Origin of the sequence: Lysobacter sp. ISL-50 (assembly GCF_018612875.1) — a bacterium.
Classification (GTDB): domain Bacteria; phylum Pseudomonadota; class Gammaproteobacteria; order Xanthomonadales; family Xanthomonadaceae; genus Lysobacter.
On sequence record NZ_JAGGRI010000034.1, the window covers coordinates 1 to 20,087 of the forward strand.

Consider the following 20,087-nt stretch of genomic DNA (forward strand, 5'->3'; position numbering starts at 1 on the left):
GGCCTTGGTGGCGTTGGCGATAACGCCACCAAAGATCAAACGCTAAAAGCAGATCAAACGCGTAAAGCTTCCGCCATGAAGCGGCGGGTCACTTTCTTTGTCCGAAGCCACAAAGAAAGTAACCAAAGAAAGGGCTTTAGGCTGTTTCGAATCAAAAGCCACGAGTGCGATGCTTGCGCAGGCAGGTGCCACATTGGGCATCCTGCCCAAGGTGGCACCCGGCGCACGTCCTTGTGCGCCGCCCTCCGGGTGTCCTTCGGTCTCGCGAGTTACAGGCGGCGCCCGGCAACAACAACAGCAACAGCAACAACGATGGAGCAATGGCATCAAGGCGACAGCGTTAAAGCAAAAGCGGTGGAGCAACAGCAGCAAGGCAACGGCTGTAGGGCAACGGCTGCAGGGCAACAGCGGTTAGGCAATGACAGTGCGACACCAGCGCAACGGCAAAAAGCCGAGCCGAACCAAGAGCAATGGCGCGCCCGCTCCGGGCCAAAAAACCCGCCAGCCCACACCACTACACACCCATCACCCACCCAGCGCACAATTCCCGCATGACCGACCCCCGCAGCGCCCAAGCCGATGCCCTCATGGGCGAACTGCAACGCCAGGGCGCCGGGCGGTTGACGATCTTCCTCGGCGCCGCGCCCGGCGTCGGCAAGACCTACACCATGCTCGGCCGCGCCCGCGAACTGCAGCGCCGCGGCATCGACGTCGTCGTCGCCATCGTCGAAACCCACGGCCGCGCCGAAACCTCGGCCCTGGTCGAAGGCCTCGACGTGCTCCCACGCAAACGCCTGGACTATCAGGGCCGCACGCTCGAGGAAATGGACCTCGACGCCGTGCTCGCGCGCAAGCCCAAGGTCGCGCTGGTCGATGAACTCGCCCACCGCAACGCCCCCGGCAGCCGCCACGAACGGCGCTGGCAGGATGTGCTGGAACTGCTCGACGCCGGCATCGACGTCTACACCACCATCAACATCCAGCACCTGGAAAGCCTCAACGACGTCATCCACCGCATCACCGGCGTGCGCGTCAGCGAAACCGTGCCCGATGCGCTGTTCGACCGCCTGCGCGACATCGTCCTGGTCGATCTGCCGCCGCGCGAACTGATCGAGCGTCTGCAACAGGGCAAGGTCTACGTGCCCGAACAGGCCGCGCACGCGCTGCAGGCGTTCTTCTCGCCCTCGAACCTGACCGCGCTGCGCGAACTGGCGATGCAGACCGCCGCCGATCGCGTCGATAGCGACCTGCGCGAGGCCCAGACCGCGCGCGGCCTGCCCGGCGTGCCGCTGCGGCGCGCGGTGATGGTCGCCATCGACGGGCTCGGCCAGTCCGAATACCTGGTGCGGGTGGCGCGCCGCATCGCCGAACGCCGCGATTCGCCGTGGATCGTGGTCACCGTCCACACCGGCGGCGCGCCCGACGAGGCGCGCCAATCCGAACTCGACCGCGCCTTCGCCCTCGCCCGCCGGCTCGGCGGCGAGGCGGTGGTGCTGCACGGCAACAGCATCGTCGATGCCCTGCTCGATCACGGCGAACGCGCCGGCGTATCGACCATCGTGCTCGGCCGCACCCGCGAGCGGCCGCTCGCGCGCATGATCAATCGCACCCTGACCCAGCAGCTGATCCAGCGCGGCGCGCACTACGAACTGACCATCGTCAGCACGCCGGAAGCGCGCGCGAAGGCGCGGCGGTCGATGCGCGACAGCGGCGGACGCCTGCGCGGTCTGCTCAATCGCAGCGACGCGGCGCTGGCGGTGGTCGCCGCCACCCTCGCCACCGCCCTGGCCTGGGTCGCCGAGCGCTGGATCGGCCTGGGCGATCTGTCGCTGATCTTCATCGTCGCGGTGGTCGTGGTCGCCGCGCGCACGCGCATGACCGCGGCGGTGATCGCCTCGGTGCTGTGCTTTCTCGCGTACAACTTCTTCTTCATCGAGCCGCGCTTCACCCTGCTGATCGGCGCGCGCCAGGGCGTGGCCACGGTGATGCTGTTCCTGGCCGCGGCGCTGGTCGCCGGACGCTTGGCCTCGAAGTTGCGCATGCAGGTGCTGGCCTTGCGCGCGTCCAACGCGCACGCGACCGAGCTGCAAAGCCTCGGCCGCGAATTGTCCACCGCCGCCGACGTCGGCCAGGTCGTGCGCGCCGGGCGCAACGCGCTCAAGCGCTCGCTGGGCGTGGAAGCTTTCGTCTACATCGGCGACGCGCCGCTGCGCGGCGAGCAGTTGCCGGAGATGAACGACAAAGATCGCGCCGCCGCCGACTGGAGCCTGAAGCATCGCCAGCCCGCTGGCCGCTACACCGATACCTTGGCCGGATCGGATTGGTGGCTGTTGCCGTTGAAAGGCAGCAACGCCGACGCGCCGGCCGCGGGCGTGGTGGGACTGCGGTTCGCGCCGTCGTTGACGCGACTGGGCGCCGAGCAACGCCGGCTGGCCGAAGCGATGACCGACGACGTCGCCCAGGCGGTGCTGCGCACCCGCCTGGTCGCCGATCTGGAAGATTCGCGCGTCAGCGGCGAAACCGAACGCCTGCGCTCGGCGCTGCTGTCCTCGGTCTCGCACGATCTGCGCTCGCCGCTGGCTTCGATCATCGGTGCCGCCAGCAGCCTGGACAACTACGCCGAGGCGATGCCGCGCGAGGATCGCCATGCCTTGCTGGAAACCATCCGCATCGAAGGCGAACGGCTGGATCGCTACATCCAGAATCTGCTCGACATGACCCGGCTGGGCCACGGCGGGCTGGCGCTCAATCGCGACTGGATCGGCGTGGACGAGTTGATCGGCTCGGCGGTCACGCGCCTGCAGCGCTACGAACCCGGCGCGCGCTTCGAGGTGCGGCTGCAGCCCGAACTCGGCCCGATCTGGGTGCATCCGGCGCTGATCGAGCAAGCGCTGTTCAACGTGATCGAGAACGCGGTGAAGTTCTCCCCGCCCGACACGCCGGTGAGCATCGACGCGCGCCGGGTCGATAACGAGCCCGGCGCCCAGCCCGAGCAGGTGCTGCGCATCGACGTCAGCGATCGCGGCCCGGGCATTCCCGAGGACGAGCGCGCGCGCATCTTCGACATGTTCTACAGCGTCGAGCGCGGCGATCGCGGCCGCCAGGGCACCGGCCTGGGGCTGGCGATCTGCCAGGGCATGATCGGCGCGCACGGCGGCAACGTCGTCGCCCTCCCCGGCCAGCCCGATGCGCAGGGTCGCCGCGGCACCACGATCCGCATTACCCTGCCGCCTATCGAACCCGAGCCCGCCGCCGCGCCATGACCGAGGACCACGCTCCGCATTCGCACCCGCAGGCCGCGCCGCCCGCGCGCGTGCTGGTGATCGACGACGAGCCGCAGATCCGCAAGTTTCTCGACATCGCCCTGCGCGCCCAGGGTTATGCGGTCGAGCTGGCCGAGAACGGCAACGGCGGCCTGGAAACGCTGGCCACGCGCGGCGCCGACCTGGTGATCCTGGACCTGGGCCTGCCCGATCGCGACGGCCACGACGTGCTGCGCGAGCTGCGCCAGTGGTCGGGAGTGCCGGTGATCCTGTTGACCGTGCGTTCCAGCGAATCGGAAAAGGTCGCCGCGCTCGATGGCGGCGCCAACGACTACGTGACCAAGCCCTTCGGCGTGCAGGAGCTGATGGCGCGCGTGCGCGCCCTGCTGCGCGCGCACGGCCCGCAGGGCGAGACCCTGCCGGTGTTCGACGACGGCCATCTGCGCATCGACCTGGCGCGGCGCGAGGTGCATCTGCACGGCGAGCCGGTGGTGCTCGCGCGCAAGGAGTACGCGCTGCTGGCGATGCTGTTCCAGCACGCCGGACGCGTCGTCACTCAGCCGCAACTGCTGCGCGAGCTGTGGGGGCCGACGCATCAGGAGGACACGCATTACCTGCGCATCCTGGTCGGCAAGCTGCGCCACAAGCTCGGCGACGACGCCGCGGCGCCACGCTACATCGCCACCGAGCCGGGCGTGGGGCTGCGTTTCATCGAGACGCGCTGAAAGCGGGGTTCGACCGGCGCGTGCGGCGCACGCGCCTGGGCGGCCGCTTCAATTCACGATCGCGTATCGGCCGCTCAATCCGTGGCGCGCACGAGCGCGCCGAGCGTTCGTGCGCGACTACATGCTTTACGCGGCCTTGGCGCGGAATTGCGCGTACAGCGTCGGCGGCGGCGCATCGAAGTACTTGAGCAAGGCCGGGCACAGCCAGCCTTCCATGCCGATCGATTCGCTGCGATACCAGTTGCCGCTGAGGTCGGCGCGCTGCCAGTCCAGTTGCAACTGATAGCCCGGAAACGGGTGGGTCGAGAACAGCAGGGTGAAGCCGTTCTGGGCGCCGTCGATGCCGGCGACCATGTGATCGATGATCGTGTCGGCGCCGGAGACGAACGGCTCCTCGCGCAGTCCGACCGCGAGGTCGTCGAACACCCACATGCCGTGGGTTTTGTACGGATGAATCGCGACGATGGCGTTCATGGCGAGATCCTTTGGCCAGAAAGGCCGGGACTATGTTGGCAAGCGCGTGCGCAAGGCATCGGTTCGGGCCGGTGGCGCGTGCGCCGGATGAACCCGGAGATTGGAGCCGGCGTATTCGCGCAGCGGCCGCGACGGCATCCGGAACTCGACACCTGCGCCGTGCGTCGTTGACCGATGCGCTTTGCATTCGAGCGAACGCCGATACACACCATCGGATCGGCCACTTCGCGCCGCGCGAACAAGACAAACAAAACACGCAAAGAAAAAGCCGGCAATCTTTCGATTGCCGGCTTTCTTTGTAGTGGCGCGCCCGGAAGGATTCGAACCTCCGACCCCCAAGTTCGTAGCCTGGTGCTCTATCCAGCTGAGCTACGGGCGCCTAGTTGGAAAATTATGACGATTAATCAGCGCATCGTCAACATTTTTCAAACTCTTTTTTGCTGATCATCGATACCGCCAAACCGACAATCAGCAAAGAAAAGCCGCCATTGGCGGCTTCCATTTGTAACTGGCGGAGAGTGAGGGATTCGAACCCTCGATAGAGCTTTTGACCCTATACTCCCTTAGCAGGGGAGCCCCTTCAGCCTCTCGGGCAACTCTCCGCATCTATTGAAGCAATGCGGGCGGGAAGCATAACGGCTCACCCGTTTTACGGCAACGCTTGCGACAAACTTTTTTTATCAGCCGCCGGCGTTTTTGCCAGAATCGTCCGACGCGTCCTCGCCTCGCTGGATGCGCTGATAAATCTCCTCGCGATGGACCGCGACATCTTTCGGTGCGGTAATACCGATACGCACCTGGTTCCCCTTGACGCCGAGCACGGTGACGGTCACCGAGTCGCCAATCATCAGGGTTTCGCCGACGCGACGCGTCAGGATCAGCATTGAAAACCTCCTCGAGCCGGGACCGTAGTACCGGCGTTGGCATTCTTTTCCATCAGGAAGAATGCTTCAATTTGTACACAAACGTGAACCATCTTAGCGACCGGTCAAACTAGGTCGCAAGCGATAGAGGTCACTGTTCGCCATTCAGACAAGCTTACTCTCAACCCAGTGCGCAACGCCCGCCAGAGCCTGGATCAGGGCCGGGCCGTCATCGCCTCCGCCCTGCGCCATATCCGGACGGCCGCCGCCTTTACCGTTGATCTGACTGGCCACGTGAGCGAGGAGTTCCCCCGCCTTGACCTTGCCAGCCGCGCTTCCGTTCACTCCAGCGACCAAGGCCGCCTTACCGTCGCTGGCGCCCGCCAGCACGATCACCGCGTCGCCAAGCTGCTGCTTGAGGCTGTCCACCGCCTCGCGCAACGCCTTGGCGTCAAACCCTTCCAGCCGGGTCGCTATCAGCTTGACCGCGCCGATCTGGGCCGCCGAGGCGACCAGGTCGGAGGCGGCGCCGGAAGCGGCCTTGGCTTTAATCGATTCCAACTCGCGTTCGAGCTTCTTCTGCCGGTCCAGCAGCGCGCGCAGCTTGTCGGCCACATCGCCGGCGTTGCCGCCGAGAAGGCGCGCGGCCTGCTCCAGGCGCTGCTCCTCTTCGGCCACATAGTCCAGCGCGCCCTGTCCGGTCAGCGCCTCGATCCGGCGCACGCCGGCCTGGACGCCGCTCTCGGCCACGATCTTGAACAGGCCGATGTCGCCGGTGCGTGACACGTGGGTGCCGCCGCACAGTTCGGTCGAGGCCTCGCCCATGCGCAGCACGCGCACGCGGTCGCCGTACTTCTCGCCGAACAGCGCCATGGCGCCGAAGTCGATGGCTTCCTGCATGCCCATCTGGTGGACTTCGGCTTGGTAGTTACGGCGCACGTCGCTGTTGACCTGGCGCTCGATCTGGGCGAGCTCGGCGTCGGTCAGCGGGTTGAAGTGCGAGAAGTCGAAACGCAGGCGGTCCGGAGCGACCAGCGAGCCCTTCTGGGTCACGTGGTCGCCGAGCAGGCGGCGCAGGGCCGCGTGCAGCAGGTGGGTCGCCGAATGGTTGAGCACGATCGCCGAGCGGCGGGCTTCGTCCACGGCGCCCAGGACGCGGTCGCCGCGCTTGAGGCTGCCGGCGGTGAGCGTGCCGATGTGGCCGTGGAACTGGCCGGCGAACTTCTGCGTATCGCCGACCACGAAACGGGTGCCGGCTTCGTCGAGCTCGCCGGTGTCGCCGACCTGACCGCCGCTTTCGGCGTAGAACGGGGTGCGGTCGAGGATGACCACGCCTTCGTCGCCGGCGTCGAGCTGTTCGACCGGCGCGCCGTCGCGCAGCAGCGCCACGACTTGCAGGCCGCCTTCGGTGAGGTGGTCGTAGCCGAGGAATTCGGTCGGCGCCAGCTGCGCGGCCAGTTCGGCCGGCATCGTGGTCGCGTTGCCGAACTTGCCGGCCTTGCGCGCGATGATGCGCTGCTTTTCCATTTCGACTTCGAAGCCGGCCATGTCCACCGACAGGCCGCGCTCGCGGGCGATGTCGGCGGTCAGGTCGGCCGGGAAGCCGTAGGTGTCGTAGAGCTTGAACGCGTCGGTGCCGGCGATGGCGCCGTGCGAGCGCGTCGCGATCTCGTCGAAGATGCGCATGCCCGAATCCAGCGTCGCGGCGAAGCGCTCTTCCTCGGCGGCCAGCGCGGCTTCGACGAATTCGCGCTTGGCGGCCAGCTCCGGATAAGCGTCGCCCATCACTTCGACCAGCGCCTTGACCAGCTTGTGGAAGAACGGGCCCTTCTGGCCGAGCATCCAGCCATGGCGCAGCGCGCGGCGGATGATCCGGCGCAGCACGTAGCCGCGGCCGTCGTTGGACGGCAGCACGCCGTCCACGATCAGGAACGAACACGCGCGGATGTGATCGGCGATAACGCGCAGCGATTTGTTTTCCAGATCGGCGGTGCCGGTGGCCTTGGCCGCGGCCGCGATCAGATGGCGGAACAGGTCGATCTCGTAGTTGCCGTGCACGCCCTGCAGCACCGCCGCCAGACGTTCCAGGCCCATGCCGGTGTCCACGCACGGCGCCGGCAACGGCAGCAGCGTGCCGTTGGGCTGGCGGTCGAACTGCATGAACACCAGGTTCCAGATTTCGATGAAGCGATCGCCGTCCTCGTCGGGCGAACCCGGCGGGCCGCCGGCGATGTGCGCGCCGTGGTCGTAGAAGATTTCCGTGCACGGGCCGCAGGGGCCGGTGTCGGCCATCTGCCAGAAATTGTCCGACGCGAACGGCGCGCCCTTGTTGTCGCCGATGCGCACGATGCGTTCGGCCGGCACGCCGATCTTCTTGTTCCAAAGATCGAAGGCTTCGTCGTCGGTGTGGTAGACCGTGACCAGCAGGCGTTCGGCCGGAAGGCCCCACACCTGGGTCAGCAGTTCCCAGGCCCAGGTGATGGCGTCGTCCTTGAAGTAATCGCCGAAGGACCAGTTGCCGAGCATTTCGAAGAAGGTGTGGTGACGCGCGGTATAGCCGACCTGATCGAGGTCGTTGTGCTTGCCGCCGGCACGCAGGCAGCGCTGCACGTCGGCCGCGCGCACGTAGCCCGGCTTCTCGCTGCCGAGGAATACGTTCTTGAATTGCACCATGCCCGAGTTGGTGAACAACAAGGTCGGGTCGTTAGCCGGCACCAACGGTGCCGACGGCACGATGGTGTGGCCCTTGCCCCGAAAAAACTCGAGGAAATCGCTGCGGATTTCAGTGGTGGTCTTCATGCCTGGGAGATAGTCGCCTGGTCGGGAGCGGACCGCTCGACCGAACCCATGCCACCACGATGGGGGCATCGACTGGAACAGGCAACCCGGGAACCCGAAAGCCGCGTAGCCTAGCAGGCCCGGGGACTTTATGCGCAAGGCTACGCGGCAAATATGCCCAGCCGTTCAGTCCTCGGCGCAGGAACGACTGGCATTACGCACGGTTTCGCCGTCGAAGCCGCGCCGTATCAGCAGATCCGCGGCCTTTCGGCGCAATGCCGGGTCCAGAAAATAGCCCTCGCCGTAGCGCCTGCGGGCCAATTCGCGGGCATTGTCGAGCCAATCGCCTTCGTAGTTCTGCAGCGCCTCGGTGACGATCTGACTGTCCAGACCGTGCATGGCCAGCTCGGCGCGAATATGCACCGGGCCGTAGCCGTTGCCGGCGCGGCTGCGAATCATGCTCTCGGCGAAGCGGGCGTCGTTCTGCCAGCCGGCATCAGCGAGCCGATCGACGGCCGCTACGACCTCCTCGCGATCGAGCCCGCGCGAGGTCAGTTTCCGGGTCAGTTCCTTGCGCGAATGCTCGCGCCGGGTCAGCAGGCCCAAGGCGCGCTGGGTCGCAGTCTGCTCGCGCGCCCCCCGCCGGCGCGAACCGCGGGAGGAGTCGCTTAGACTTTCGTCGAATAACGGGGTGTAGTCGTTGTCGAAAGCAGCCTCGGCGTCGGAATCCGGGCCGGGTTGCGGCTCGGGCGCAGCCGGTCCGCCGGCGTTTGTCGGCCCCTCGCCCGCTCCTGTTGGTCTCGGCGATTCATCTTCGGCATCGCGGGAGCCCGGCCGGTGCGGCCAAGTAGCCGGCCACCTCGGTCGCGCCGTGGCGTCCCGCCCTGAAGATGCGTGGCTTCGTTTGGGCTCGTCTTCTGACTCGTTCACCTCCGAGCCGTACCCGGGCCGCTTCGGGCGGTTTCGGCGCTGGCCGAAGCCGCCGCCGCCCAGGCCGGAGCGACGCGGCCTGCGCCCGGCTTCCGCCTCGAACGCTGACGATGTTTCATCGTCTTCGGTTCCGGCGCCGGCAGCTGTGCCGGCCTCGGCCTCGTCGGATCGGGCCGCCCGACTCGCGCGGCTGCCCGGGTCGCCGTCGCGGCCGGCTTCATCGCGAAGCGAAGCCGCCGCCTTGACGTTGCTTTCGATCGCACGCATCCGCGCGCGCAATTCATCGAGATACGCACCGCTACGGCCGGGCGAGGGCTCATCGCCCTGCCCGGCCGTGCCGTCGGCGCCACCACCATGGCGCCGTCCGTCATCCCGATCGGAACTCATCTGACCGTGCCGGCGAGGATCAGTCCTCGGCGGCCTCTTCGCGCGGTGCGTCGTTGGGGACGAACTTCTCGCGCAGTTGCGCTTCCAGGCGCGTGGCGACCTCGGGGTTTTCCTTGAGGTACTGGCGCGCGTTTTCCTTACCCTGGCCGATGCGCTCATCGCCGCAGCTGTACCAGGCGCCGGACTTCTCGACCAGCTTGGCTTCCACGCCCATGTCGATCAGCTCGCCTTCGCGCGAGATGCCTTCGCCGTAGAGGATTTCCGTGACGACCTGCTTGAACGGCGGGGCGAGCTTGTTCTTGACGACCTTGATCTTGGTCTGGTTGCCGATGATCTCGTCGCCCTTCTTGATCGCGCCGATGCGGCGGATGTCCAGGCGCACCGAGGCGTAGAACTTCAGAGCGTTGCCGCCGGTGGTCACTTCCGGGCTCTGGCCCGGCATCATCACGCCGATCTTCATGCGCAGCTGGTTGATGAAGACCACCAGGGTGCCGGAGCGCTTGATGTTGCCGGTCAGCTTGCGCAGCGCCTGGCTCATCAGACGGGCCTGCAGGCCGGGCAGCTGGTCGCCCATTTCGCCTTCGATTTCGGCCTTGGGGGTCAGCGCGGCGACCGAGTCGATGACGACGATATCGACCGCGGCCGAACGCACCAGCATGTCGGCGATTTCCAGCGCCTGCTCGCCGGTGTCGGGCTGCGACAGCAGCAGATCATCGACGTTGACGCCGAGCTTGGCGGCGTAGATGGGATCGAGCGCGTGTTCGGCGTCGATGAACGCGGCGGTGCCGCCGTTCTTCTGGCACTGGGCGATGGCCTGCAGGGTCAGCGTGGTCTTGCCGGAGGATTCCGGGCCGTAGATCTCGACCACGCGCCCCTTGGGCAGGCCGCCGATACCCAGCGCGATGTCGAGCATCAGCGAGCCGGTGCCGATGACCTCGGTGGCTTCGACCGCGCGGTCGCCCATGCGCATCACCGAGCCCTTGCCGAATTGCTTTTCGATCTGGCCCAGGGCGGCCGCAAGCGCGCGCTTTTTGTTCTCGTCCATCGCTGTATTCCTTAAGTCTGTCGTGGTGAGGGGAAGTTAGAGGACGCGCATCGCAGAGACTGAGACCGTCGCGCCTGGACCTAAATTATCGCCCGCCACCGTGGCGGTAAGCCGGGGCACGGCCTGCGCGGGGGTCGGATTTTTCCTCGAAATCGAGGCGGAAATCGACTCATCCAGGCCTTGCAATGCCGCTTGCGCGGCGTGTACGGGCGCGCAGGCGCGCACCGAGCCGTAACGATCGACGTTGGCCTTTGCGCGCCCCATGATTCAGCGATTGGGCCGGACCAGGCCGCAGTACAGGCCTTCGATCGCGAAGTCCTGATCGGGCTGCACCTCGATCGGCGCGTAATCGGGATTGCGCGGCAGAAGACGGATGCGGTCCTTGCCGATCTTGAGCAGCTTGACGGTGATTTCATCGTCGATGCGCGCGACCACGATCTGGCCCGAGCGCGCGTCGTGGGTGCGGTGCACGCCGATCAGGTCGCCGTCGAAGATGCCCTCGTCGCGCATCGAGTCGCCCTTGACCTTGAGCAGGTAGTCCGGCGACGGGAAGAACATGTTGCGGTCGAGCAGCACGTAGTTGTCCGGCTCGACGCCGGCGCCCGAGCCGATCGGCGAACCGGCGGCGACCCGGCCCAGCACCGGCAGGCGGATCGCTTCCTCGTCGTTGGCCGAGACCAGGCCGAGCTCGCGCTGCGCCTGCTGCGGCGGCTGCAGGACGCGGATGCCGCGGGCCCGGCCGGGGGTGCGCTCGATCGCGCCGGCCGCCTCGAGTGCGTCGAGGTGGTACTGCGCGGCGCGCACGCCCTTGAAGCCCAGGGCCTTGGCGATCTCGGTCTGGGACGGCGGGATGCCCTCGGCATCGATCCGTTCCGCGATCAGCGCGAGGATGGCTTGCTGGGTGTCGGTCAGATTCATGGTTAGTAGTATTACTACTAACGACCCGTGACGGCAAGGCCGTTGAGGCGGAAATTTATTTGACATAGTCAAACAGTTATCCGAATCTGCGGCTCTGCCCTATCGAGACGCCGCCATGGCCAGCGATATCGAAACCGCCGAAGTGGACGCCATCCGTGCCTTCAACCGGTTCTACACCCGGCGTATCGGCGTGCTGCACGAGGACTTGCTGGACAGCCGCTTTCCGCTGACCCAGGCGCGGGTGTTGTTCGAACTGGCCCAGCGCGAACCGGTCGCGGCGCGCGACATCGGCGACACGCTGGGCCTGGACCCGGGTTATCTGAGCCGAATCCTGCAGACCTTCGCCGACGCCGGCCTGGTCGAGAAAACCCGCTCCGAGCTCGACGCGCGCAGCTTCGTGCTGACCCTGTCGGCCAAGGGCCGCGAGGCCTTCGCCCTGCTCGACCGCAGTTCGCACGAGGCCACCGCGGCGATGCTGGCGGCGTTGTCGCCGCTAGAGCGCGACCGCCTGCTGCGCGCGATCGGAGAAGCCGAACTCGCGCTGTCGCCGCAGACGCTGCCGGCGACGCAGCGGGTGCGGATCCGCACGCACCGGATCGGCGACATCGGCTGGGCGATCGAACGCCACGGCCGCCTGTACGCGGACGAATACGGTTGGAACGGCGATTTCGAAGCGCTGGTGGCGGGCCTGTTCGCGCGCTTCGCCGCAGCGCACGATCCCGAGCGCGAGCGCTGCTGGATCGCCGAGCTGGACGGCGAACGCATCGGCTGCGTGTTCGTGGTGCGCAACGAGGACGATGCCGATACCGCGCAACTGCGCTGCCTGTTGGTCGATCCGCGCGCGCGCGGACTCGGTGTCGGTCGCAGGCTGGTGCAGACCTGCATCGAATTCGCCCGCGCGGCCGGCTACCGGCGCATGCTGCTGTGGACCAACGATCTGTTGACCTCGGCGCGGCGGATTTACGAAGACTGCGGCTTCAAGCTGATCGAGGAAGAGCGCCACCACAGCTTCGGCCACGATCTGGTCGGGCAGGTGTGGACGCGCGAGCTGGATTGATCGCGGCGCGCGCTTTCGAGGCGCGCCGAATCTCGCGGGCGGGCTCAGGCGGCCAGCGCCTGCATGCCCATCAAGGCCGCGGCCACGGTCTGGCGGCGCACCGCCTCGCGATCGCCGTCGAAGTGGAAAACTTCCGCGCGCGGATAGCCGCCGCGGCGCTTCCAGGCGATCCAGACCGTGCCGACCGGCTTGTCCTCGGTGCCGCCGCCGGGTCCGGCGATGCCGGTCACCGCGACGCCGATGGTCGCGCCGGTATTGGCCAGGGCGCCGGAGACCATTTCGATCACGGTCTCGCGGCTGACCGCGCCGAACTGTTCCAGCGTCTGCGGCCGCACGCTGAGCAGGGCCTGCTTGGCCTCGTAGCTGTACGCGACCAGCCCGCACTCGAACCAGGCCGAGGAACCGGCGATATCGGTCAGGGTCTTGGCGATCCAGCCGCCGGTGCAGCTTTCGGCGGTGACCAGCATGTGGTGATTGAGGCGGGCGTCCTCGCCGATCTGCTGGGCGAGGCGCTGCAAGGCGATGTCGGAGGCGTCTACGGTCATGGCGCCCACTATAACGGGCGAAGGCGGCGCGGCTTTGCTGAGTGAGCGGATGCGCTTGCGAGCCACGGGCTCGCGCATCCGCGAACGCCAGGGCGGCCAGCCCTGGCCGGGTCGCCAACCAATCGGGAGCGATGCCGCCTGACTTCAGACGACCGCGTCTCCACCCGAAAGCTTCGTCGCGACAAAGCCCTGGACCCCCGCCTTCGCGGGGATGACGAGCGTGGACCTGCGCCACCCCTGCCGCGCCCGACGAAACTCCGCGAAGGATTCGCCTGCCCCGCTCCCGCCATGCCGCATGCGCGGCGGCGGGAGCATCGCCGGTCCCCAAGCCTCAGTACATCACCCGGAAGGTCATGCCATAAGTACGCGGCGCACCGAGGAAGGCATTCCACGAACCGGTCTGCAGCGGCGCATCGAAGCCGACTTGCTTGTATTCCTCGTCGAACAGATTCATCGCCCAGGCCTCGATCATCCAACGCCGGTTCTTGGCGCCGAAGCCCAGACGCGCGTTGACCACGGTGTAAGCGTCCTGCGACTTCTCCGGGTCGAGATCGGAACCGGTGTTGTAGTCGGAGGAATACTTCGCGCCGATGTTGAAGCGGCCGATCAGGTCGGAACCGAAATCCCACTGATACGTCACCGATGCCGAGGCCGACCACAACGGCGCGAAGCTCGCGCGCGCGCCGGGCAGCTTGGCCAGGTCGGCGTCGGGCAAGGGATCGTCGCCGTACTTGGTGTCGGCGTACATCACGCCGCCCTGCAGCATCAGGCCCTTGAGGCCGGTCTGCCAGAGGATTTCGGTGTCGATGCCCTGCGACACCACTTCCGGAATCGAACGCACCACGAAGCTGGTGCCGAGGAAGCTGTTGAGCTGGAAGTCGGTGTAGGTCTGGTGGAACAAGGTCGCGTTGAGCAACAGGTTGCCGCCGGCCCAGGTGGTCTTGGCGCCCACCTCATAGCTATCGACGAACTCGCCCGGGAACGAGGTGTCGTTGACCGGGGCGATGCCGGCGGTGCCCGCCGACAGGCCGTTGGAGGACTGCACGCGATCGAGATTGAAACCGCCGGCCTTGTAGCCGCGCGCGGCCGAGGCGTAGCCCATCACGTGCTCGTTCCAGCGGTACGCGGCCTTGAGCGTGCCCGACCATTCCTTCTCGTCGCGTTCCTGATTGGTCACCCGGCCGTTGTGCAAGGTGTTGGCCCACGGCAGGCACATGAAGCCGACCACCTGCGGCACCAGCGCACCGAGCGCGGCGACCGGCACGCCGCGCGCGGCCAGCGCCTGGCCGACCCGCGCCGGGTTCGACAGCGCCGCGCCGCAGCCCAGGCCGCCGTTGGGATTGCTGTAGACCGAGTCGAGTTCCTTGTTTTCCTTGGTGTAGCGCAGGCCCACGGTGATATCGAGCTGATCGGTCGCGTGCCAGGTGTTGTTCGTGAACAAGGCCACGCTCTTGCTGTTCTGCTGATAACGGTCGAGCGCGCCGAGGCCGCCGAAGCTGCTGCCGAACGGACGCCCCGCCGCCTGCGACAGGAAGGTCGCGGCGTTGGCGGTGTTGACCATGCCGGCCGGGAAACGCGCGGCGATCTGGCTCAGCACGGCGGTGGACAGATACGGCTCGTAGTGCGCGCCCAGGCTGTAGGAGTCGTTGCGCTCGAGGTCTTCGTCGGCATAGAACAGCCCGACCATCCAGTCGAGCTTGTTGGTCGCGCCGGTCAGGCGGAATTCCTGGCTGAACTGCTTGAAGCCGGTGAACGATTCGTCCGGATCGGCGTCGCGGTAGATCATGTCGGCGGTGGTGAAATCGAAGTCCAGGCCGTTGATCGCCTGCCAATCGCGCGAGGCGGTGATCGAGGTCAGGGTGGCGCCGCCGAACCACGGCGTGATCCAGTTGACTTCGGCGGAAACGCCCTTGTCCTTGATGTCCTGCGTGGTCGGGCGGTTGCTCCAGGCGCGGCGCGCGAACGGGTCGGCCACCGGCGCCACGCCGATGCCGCCGACCAGGCCGTTGACGATCGCCGAAGTCGGCCCGCGCACCGTGGTCAGGCCGACGCAGCAGTTTTCTTCGCGGCTGGTGAAATCCGCGATCAGGTTGATGTCGAGGTTCTCGGTCGGCTCCAGCAACAACTGGCCGCGCAAGGTGTGGAAGTTCTGGTCGCCGTCCTCGCGCTCGCCGCGCGGGCCGCGGCCGACTTCGACATCGGTGAAGCCGTCGCGCTTGCGCTTGGCGCCGTAGATGCGGAACGCGGCGTTCTCGCCGATCGTGGTGTTGAGCGAACCGGCCGCGCCGAGCGCGCCGTAGTTGCCGATGGTGAGTTCGCCCTCGACCGTGGTGTCGTAGCTCGGGCGGCGGGTGATCACGTTGATCACGCCGGCCGAAGTGTTCTTGCCGAACACCGTACCCTGCGGGCCCTTGAGCACTTCGATGCGCTCGATCTCGCCCAGGTCGCCGAAGCCCACGCCGTTGCGCGGGCGGTACACGCCGTCGATGACCACGCCGACGGAGGATTCCAGACCGGCGTTGTCGCCGACCGTGCCGATGCCGCGGATGCGCGCCACCGTCTGCACTTCGCTCTGGGTGCTGCTGACGGTCAGGCCCGGCACCAGCAGTTGCACGTCCTTGACGTCGCGCACGCCGGTGTCGCGCAGCAGTTGCTCGGGCAAGGCGGTGATCGAGATCGGCACGTCCTGCATCGCCTCCTCGCGTTTTTGCGCGGTGACGGTCAGACCGGCGAGCGTCTTGGCTTCCTCTTCCTGCGGCGGCGCGGCGGCTTGTTGCGCCTGCGCCTGCGAAGCGAATGCGGCCAAGCCGAACGCGATGGCCAAGGACAAGGACTTGCGACCCGGCGAGCGAGCGATCATCTGGTATTCCCCCATGTGAAAACGTTTCGTCGAAAACGTTCGGACTTCGATGTCTGCGATGCGATGACGGTGATGCGGCCTGCCTGTGTCCGGTTCCCATCCGGCACGCGCCGCGCCAGGCGTCCAGGTCGCATACGCAATCCACGCGCGATGCGGCCTTGATGTGCGAGGCGGGTATCGAATGTGCGTCCGGAAATTAGCATGACGACGGCACACGTCATGCGGCGTCGCAACACCTTTGTGTCGGCAAGTAATTGCGCTGGCGAATTCGGCGGGATAAACGAACGAACGTTCGGGTTTTAGCTGCCTGTAGGCAGCATCGATCGAAGCGGCGCGAGTTCGCTTGTTCGTATAGGCAACGAGGTCTATTCGTGATGATCGCGAGCGCGCAATCGCGAGCCATCGGATCGGGCCGCCAGTCAAGCTACGTGAACGACAGAAGCGTCGAACAGCCTCTCTCCCGCTTGCCACCCAAGGCGACTTCCCTCGGGAAGAGGGCTGGGGTGAGGGAGAGGGAGAAGACGCGGTTTCGTCAGCGACTCTTTCAGCCGCCCCACCCAATCCCGAACCAGAGTCGATTTCCCGAACAGACTCTCCACCAGATTGATCGCCACCAACGCAGTGCCGTTATCGCGATCCAGGATCGAATCGAGCTCGACGATGTCCAGCGACCCCGCCCGCTCTCGACGATCATCTCCATCGCCAACTACGCCTCGCGATAGTTGGGCCCGCCCGCGACCACGGTGCCGACGCCCGGCGCGATGCCGGGATCAAGGAAGTCCGCCGCCATCGCATGCCTGCGTCCGCCGATGTCCACGGGACGTCGATCGCGCAGTGTCGGACCCAGCGCGCATCCACCCGCGCACATCGCCACCTTGGCCCGCGACTCGTCCCCGCATCCGCGGCGTTCGTCCCGCAAAAACACAAACTCGCAACAGCGGCCCTCGCATTCGCGCGGCAGTGTTGCTAGGGTTACTACTAGCTGGCGCCACACGCTGCAGTATCGTGACAATGCCGCGCAGCGTGACCGGGTTAACGCCAGACGGACCAAGGCGGACCGGTGCGGCTTGCCGACAGCAACACATAACGATTAGCGCCTAAGTGCGCATCGCCGCCCAGCGCGGCAGTTTGACTCGGGACTCCATGAAAACGACCCTCGGCGTAGCGCTTACGCCTCCGTCTGCGGCTGCGTTGATCGCGGGAGCGTGCGTGCTCGCGGCCGCGTTCATGCCCTCGTGCCAGGTGCGCGGCCCGGGCGCGGCCGAGCCTCCGCAACTCACCGCCGTGGCCGACTTCGATGCGGCCGCGGCAGCAAAGCCTGCCGAATGCGCGACGCCGCAAGCCAAGCGCGCCGACAAACCGGCGCCGACGCCGGCGCTCGCGCGGCCGGCGCCGCGGCCGGAATCGAGCAACAACACGCGCAGCCGCTGACCCGCGGCGGCGCCCCGCTCAGCCCGCCGGCGCCCGCGCCAGCTTGCTGTGGCGGATGCCGTAGCCGAAATAGACCGCGCAGCCGATCAGCAGCCAGATCGCGAAGCGCTCGAAGGTGATGTACGGCAGGCCCGAGATCAGCCACAACGAGAACCCGATGCCGATCAGCGGCACCAGCGGCGACCACGGCGTGCGGAACGGCCGCGGCAGTTCCGGCGCGCGGTAGCGCAGCACCAGCACCGCGCTGCAGATCACCACGAACGCGCACAACACCCCGATGTTGACCAGCTTGGCCAGTTCTTCCAGCGAGAACAGCCCGGCCGCGACCGCCGCGACCGCGCCGATCAGCCAGGTCGTGCGCCACGGCGTGCGCCAACGCGGATGCGCCTGCCCGAACCAGGCCGGCAGCAGGCCGTCGCGCGCGAGCGCGAACCAGATCCGCGCGCCCGCCAGCAGATTGGCGAAGATGACGCTGGTGATGCCGCAGATCGACGCCAGCGAGATCGCGACCATGACCTTGGGCAGGCCGATCGCGGCGAACGCGTTCGCGACCGGCGCGTCGTTGCCCAGCGTGGTATACGAGACGATCCCGGTCAGCACCAGGCAGATGCCGACGTACAAGGTCATCGCGATCGCCAGCGACAGCACCACCGCGCGCGGCAGATCGCGTTGCGGGTCGATCGCTTCCTCGGCCGCGGTGGTCATCATTTCGTAACCGAACACGGCGAAGAACACGATCGAGGCGCCGGCCACCACGCCGCCGACGCCGAACGGCATGAACGGCTGCCAGCGCGCGGGATCGACGTAGGCCACGCCGGCCACGATGATCAGCACGGCCGCGCCGATCTTGATCGCCACCACCACGGTGTTGAAGCGCGCGCCCCATTCGGTCTGGAACGCCAGCAGCGCGGTGATCGCCAGCGACACGAACACCGCCGGCACATTCACTACCTGCCCGGTCTTGCCGCCGAACCAGCCGCCCTGCGCCCACAGCGGCAGGTTCACGCCGGCGGCGTCGAGCAAGGCCTGCACGTAGCCGGACCAGCCCACCGCCACCACCGCGGCGATCAAGGCGAACTCCAGCAACAGATCCCAGCCGATCAGCCAGCCGGCGAATTCGCCCAGCACCGCATAGCCGTAGGTGTAGGCGCTGCCCGACACCGGGATCAGCCCGGCGAACTCGGCGTAGCACAGCGCCGCCGCTGCGCTGGCGATGCCGGCCAGGACGAACGACAGCACCACCGCCGGCCCGGCGGTTCCGGCCGCGACCGTGCCGGTCAATACGAAGATGCCCACGCCGATGATCCCGCCCAGGCCGATCGCGGTGAGATGCCACAGGCCCAACACCCGCCTCAATTCGCCGCGCGTCATTGCTTCGGCCTGCAACAGCTCTACCGACTTGCGTCGGCTCATGCGCGCGACAAGGCTCATTGCGTCTCCCGCTGTGGTGGCGGCCGTCGCCCCCGCGACGCGCCTGCCGGCCCCGAATGCTGGCACCGGCCGGCGAACGCGGAATAGCGACGGTTCCCCTGCTGGGGCGCGGAAGTCCGCACAAAGGCGGCGCAGATGCCGGCGATGCAGGACGGTTTTTGTGGAACGGCCTCTGCGCCCGGTAAGCACTACCCTTGCGCCGGCCTTGCCTGTTCCTGGAAGGATGCGATCACAGATACCGTAGCCAGGCCCAGTCACGACGTCGTGCTTTCAGTCTGGCAAACGCCTGCGTGGGCAGCCACAGCGCCAGCGCGACAACGGCGGTAATGCCCCACACGGCGGTCACCGTGCCGACGCCGAACACGGCGCCTTGACTAGGGCCCCACGACCACAGCGAGACGAGATACAGCGCTTTCAACAGGTACAGGTGGACCAGATAGAAGAACATCGGCGCGGCGCCGAAAGTCGCCAGCGGCAGTAACGCGCGAGCGATCCTGGGCCGCTCGAACAGGCACAGCAGGCAAGCGCCCACGCCCAGCGTCAGCAACACGAATTGCAGCGACGGCGGGTATTTGGTCACGTTGAAGAAGCTCATCGCGGTCGCGGCCAGGCTGTCGCCCCACCGCCACGGCGCGTCGCCATAGGCGTTAACACCCCGCACGGCGAAGAAGCCCGCCAGCAAGAGCAGTCCGGCCATCGCGAGCCCGCGCCGCCTCGCGGCGTCGCCGGCCGAGGCGTACCAGGCGCCCGCGACGTAGCCCAACGCGATCACGCCGATCCACGGCAGGACCGGATACGAGGTCCGCAACCGAACGCCGGCGATCTCGAACCAGCCGCGCTCGTGGAGGATCAGCCACAGCGTGTGCGCGGGACCGGGCGCGCCGCCTTGGTAGCCGTCCAGAAGATTGTGACCCGCCACCAACGCCGCGCCGATTGCCAGCAACCACGGCCGCGGCAGCCAAAGCAGCGCCGCCAGCGCCACCATGCTGATGCCGATCGCCCAGATGACCTGAAGGTAGACCACGCTGGGCGGGAATTCCGCGGTCCAGGCGAAGTTGACCACGCTCAGCTCCAGCACGATCAGGAGCGCGCCGCGCTGCAACAGGAACTCGCTGGCCGCGCGCCGCGGGGCCGGTTGCTTGCGACCGTACAGGAACGCCGACATTCCAGTGAGGAACACGAACGCCGGCGCGCATAGATGGGCCAGCATCCGTGTCACAAACAGCGCCGGCTCCACCGATCCGACGTCCATGGGGTCGCTGACCTGATGGTGGAAGAAGAAGGTCTCGCGCACGTGGTCGAGCAGCATCAGCAGCATGACCACGCCGCGCAGGATATCGATCGCGGGCAACCGTTGGCTCGGCGCACCGGTTATGGAAC

Annotated in this window: 14 protein-coding genes, 2 tRNA genes and 2 pseudogenes; 5 read left to right on the plus strand and 13 right to left on the minus strand. The window is 67.1% G+C overall.

Annotated elements, in window-relative coordinates; genetic code table 11:
* The 3 genes from J7J50_RS18360 to J7J50_RS18370 form a co-directional block, all read left to right on the plus strand.
* The coding region (locus J7J50_RS18360; protein WP_215097532.1) for a hypothetical protein at window positions 1-555 on the plus strand (555 nt) is incomplete at its 5' end.
* Window positions 552-3,263 carry a sensor histidine kinase KdpD gene (locus J7J50_RS18365; RefSeq protein ID WP_215060968.1) on the plus strand — a complete coding sequence of 904 codons (2,712 nt, stop codon included), beginning with the start codon at window positions 552-554 and terminating at the stop codon, window positions 3,261-3,263. The genes J7J50_RS18360 and J7J50_RS18365, both read left to right, overlap by 4 nt.
* Window positions 3,260-3,988, plus strand: coding sequence for a response regulator (locus J7J50_RS18370; protein ID WP_215060970.1), 729 nt, complete (start codon window positions 3,260-3,262; stop codon window positions 3,986-3,988). The genes J7J50_RS18365 and J7J50_RS18370 overlap by 4 nt, the downstream gene beginning before the upstream one ends.
* A 126-nt stretch (window positions 3,989-4,114) precedes the next feature.
* On the opposite strand, the gene J7J50_RS18375 is transcribed toward J7J50_RS18370, so the two are convergent.
* The 8 genes and pseudogenes from J7J50_RS18375 to lexA all read right to left on the minus strand — a co-directional run bounded on the left by J7J50_RS18375 (window position 4,115) and on the right by lexA (window position 11,383).
* The gene (locus tag J7J50_RS18375; protein ID WP_215060972.1) at window positions 4,115-4,462 is read right to left on the minus strand and encodes a DUF6717 family protein; all 348 of its coding nucleotides are present in this window, start codon (window positions 4,460-4,462) and stop codon (window positions 4,115-4,117) included.
* Window positions 4,463-4,764: 302 nt separating this feature from the next.
* Window positions 4,765-4,841: transfer RNA gene (locus J7J50_RS18380), tRNA-Arg, on the minus strand.
* A gap of 130 nt (window positions 4,842-4,971) precedes the next feature.
* Window positions 4,972-5,064 (minus strand) — tRNA-Ser (locus tag J7J50_RS18385).
* A gap of 78 nt (window positions 5,065-5,142) precedes the next feature.
* The gene (gene csrA, locus J7J50_RS18390) at window positions 5,143-5,346 is read right to left on the minus strand and encodes a carbon storage regulator CsrA (RefSeq protein ID WP_036111509.1); all 204 of its coding nucleotides are present in this window, start codon (window positions 5,344-5,346) and stop codon (window positions 5,143-5,145) included.
* A 144-nt stretch (window positions 5,347-5,490) separates the two neighbouring features.
* The gene (alaS, locus tag J7J50_RS18395) at window positions 5,491-8,124 is read right to left on the minus strand and encodes an alanine--tRNA ligase (protein ID WP_215060974.1); all 2,634 of its coding nucleotides are present in this window, start codon (window positions 8,122-8,124) and stop codon (window positions 5,491-5,493) included.
* 165 nt (window positions 8,125-8,289) lie between these two features.
* Window positions 8,290-8,754: pseudogene (gene recX, locus J7J50_RS24895) on the minus strand (recombination regulator RecX); the annotation flags it as partial.
* A 685-nt stretch (window positions 8,755-9,439) separates the two neighbouring features.
* A complete protein-coding gene (gene recA, locus J7J50_RS18405; RefSeq protein WP_215060976.1) occupies window positions 9,440-10,465 on the minus strand; it encodes a recombinase RecA in 1,026 nt (341 codons plus the stop codon).
* Between the two features lie 267 nt (window positions 10,466-10,732).
* Entirely contained in the window at window positions 10,733-11,383 is a 651-nt protein-coding gene (gene lexA, locus J7J50_RS18410) for a transcriptional repressor LexA (RefSeq protein ID WP_057943460.1), read from the minus strand.
* 115 nt (window positions 11,384-11,498) lie between these two features.
* On the opposite strand from lexA, the gene J7J50_RS18415 reads away from it, so the two are divergent.
* Window positions 11,499-12,440 carry a helix-turn-helix domain-containing GNAT family N-acetyltransferase gene (locus tag J7J50_RS18415; RefSeq protein ID WP_215060978.1) on the plus strand — a complete coding sequence of 314 codons (942 nt, stop codon included), beginning with the start codon at window positions 11,499-11,501 and terminating at the stop codon, window positions 12,438-12,440.
* A gap of 44 nt (window positions 12,441-12,484) precedes the next feature.
* Here J7J50_RS18415 and J7J50_RS18420 read toward each other — a convergent pair whose 3' ends face one another.
* The 3 genes and pseudogenes from J7J50_RS18420 to J7J50_RS24900 form a co-directional block, all read right to left on the minus strand.
* Window positions 12,485-12,985: a CinA family protein gene (locus tag J7J50_RS18420; protein ID WP_215060981.1), complete on the minus strand. Its 501-nt coding sequence runs from the start codon at window positions 12,983-12,985 to the stop codon at window positions 12,485-12,487.
* A gap of 331 nt (window positions 12,986-13,316) precedes the next feature.
* A complete protein-coding gene (locus J7J50_RS18425; protein WP_215060983.1) occupies window positions 13,317-15,845 on the minus strand; it encodes a TonB-dependent receptor in 2,529 nt (842 codons plus the stop codon).
* A 560-nt stretch (window positions 15,846-16,405) separates the two neighbouring features.
* Window positions 16,406-16,626, minus strand: a pseudogene (locus tag J7J50_RS24900) (arginase family protein); the annotation flags it as partial.
* A 320-nt stretch (window positions 16,627-16,946) separates the two neighbouring features.
* Here J7J50_RS24900 and J7J50_RS18435 point away from each other — a divergent pair.
* Window positions 16,947-17,276 carry a hypothetical protein gene (locus J7J50_RS18435; protein WP_215060984.1) on the plus strand — a complete coding sequence of 110 codons (330 nt, stop codon included), beginning with the start codon at window positions 16,947-16,949 and terminating at the stop codon, window positions 17,274-17,276.
* An 18-nt stretch (window positions 17,277-17,294) separates the two neighbouring features.
* Here J7J50_RS18435 and J7J50_RS18440 read toward each other — a convergent pair whose 3' ends face one another.
* Both J7J50_RS18440 and J7J50_RS18445 read right to left on the minus strand, forming a co-directional pair.
* Complete coding sequence (locus J7J50_RS18440; protein ID WP_215060986.1) at window positions 17,295-18,707, minus strand: amino acid permease; 1,413 nt, start codon at window positions 18,705-18,707, stop codon at window positions 17,295-17,297.
* Between the two features lie 229 nt (window positions 18,708-18,936).
* Window positions 18,937-20,082 carry a heparan-alpha-glucosaminide N-acetyltransferase domain-containing protein gene (locus J7J50_RS18445; protein WP_215060994.1) on the minus strand — a complete coding sequence of 382 codons (1,146 nt, stop codon included), beginning with the start codon at window positions 20,080-20,082 and terminating at the stop codon, window positions 18,937-18,939.
* Between the last annotated feature and the right edge of the window lie 5 nt (window positions 20,083-20,087).

Coding starts and splice junctions, on each gene's coding strand:
- J7J50_RS18365 (WP_215060968.1), top strand. CDS start 552: ATGACCGACCCCCGCAGCGCCCAAGCCGATGCCCTCATGGGCGAACTG.
- J7J50_RS18370 (WP_215060970.1), top strand. CDS start 3,260: ATGACCGAGGACCACGCTCCGCATTCGCACCCGCAGGCCGCGCCGCCC.
- J7J50_RS18375 (WP_215060972.1), bottom strand. CDS start 4,462: ATGAACGCCATCGTCGCGATTCATCCGTACAAAACCCACGGCATGTGG.
- csrA (WP_036111509.1), bottom strand. CDS start 5,346: ATGCTGATCCTGACGCGTCGCGTCGGCGAAACCCTGATGATTGGCGAC.
- alaS (WP_215060974.1), bottom strand. CDS start 8,124: ATGAAGACCACCACTGAAATCCGCAGCGATTTCCTCGAGTTTTTTCGG.
- recA (WP_215060976.1), bottom strand. CDS start 10,465: ATGGACGAGAACAAAAAGCGCGCGCTTGCGGCCGCCCTGGGCCAGATC.
- lexA (WP_057943460.1), bottom strand. CDS start 11,383: ATGAATCTGACCGACACCCAGCAAGCCATCCTCGCGCTGATCGCGGAA.
- J7J50_RS18415 (WP_215060978.1), top strand. CDS start 11,499: ATGGCCAGCGATATCGAAACCGCCGAAGTGGACGCCATCCGTGCCTTC.
- J7J50_RS18420 (WP_215060981.1), bottom strand. CDS start 12,985: ATGACCGTAGACGCCTCCGACATCGCCTTGCAGCGCCTCGCCCAGCAG.
- J7J50_RS18425 (WP_215060983.1), bottom strand. CDS start 15,845: ATGATCGCTCGCTCGCCGGGTCGCAAGTCCTTGTCCTTGGCCATCGCG.
- J7J50_RS18440 (WP_215060986.1), bottom strand. CDS start 18,707: ATGAGCCTTGTCGCGCGCATGAGCCGACGCAAGTCGGTAGAGCTGTTG.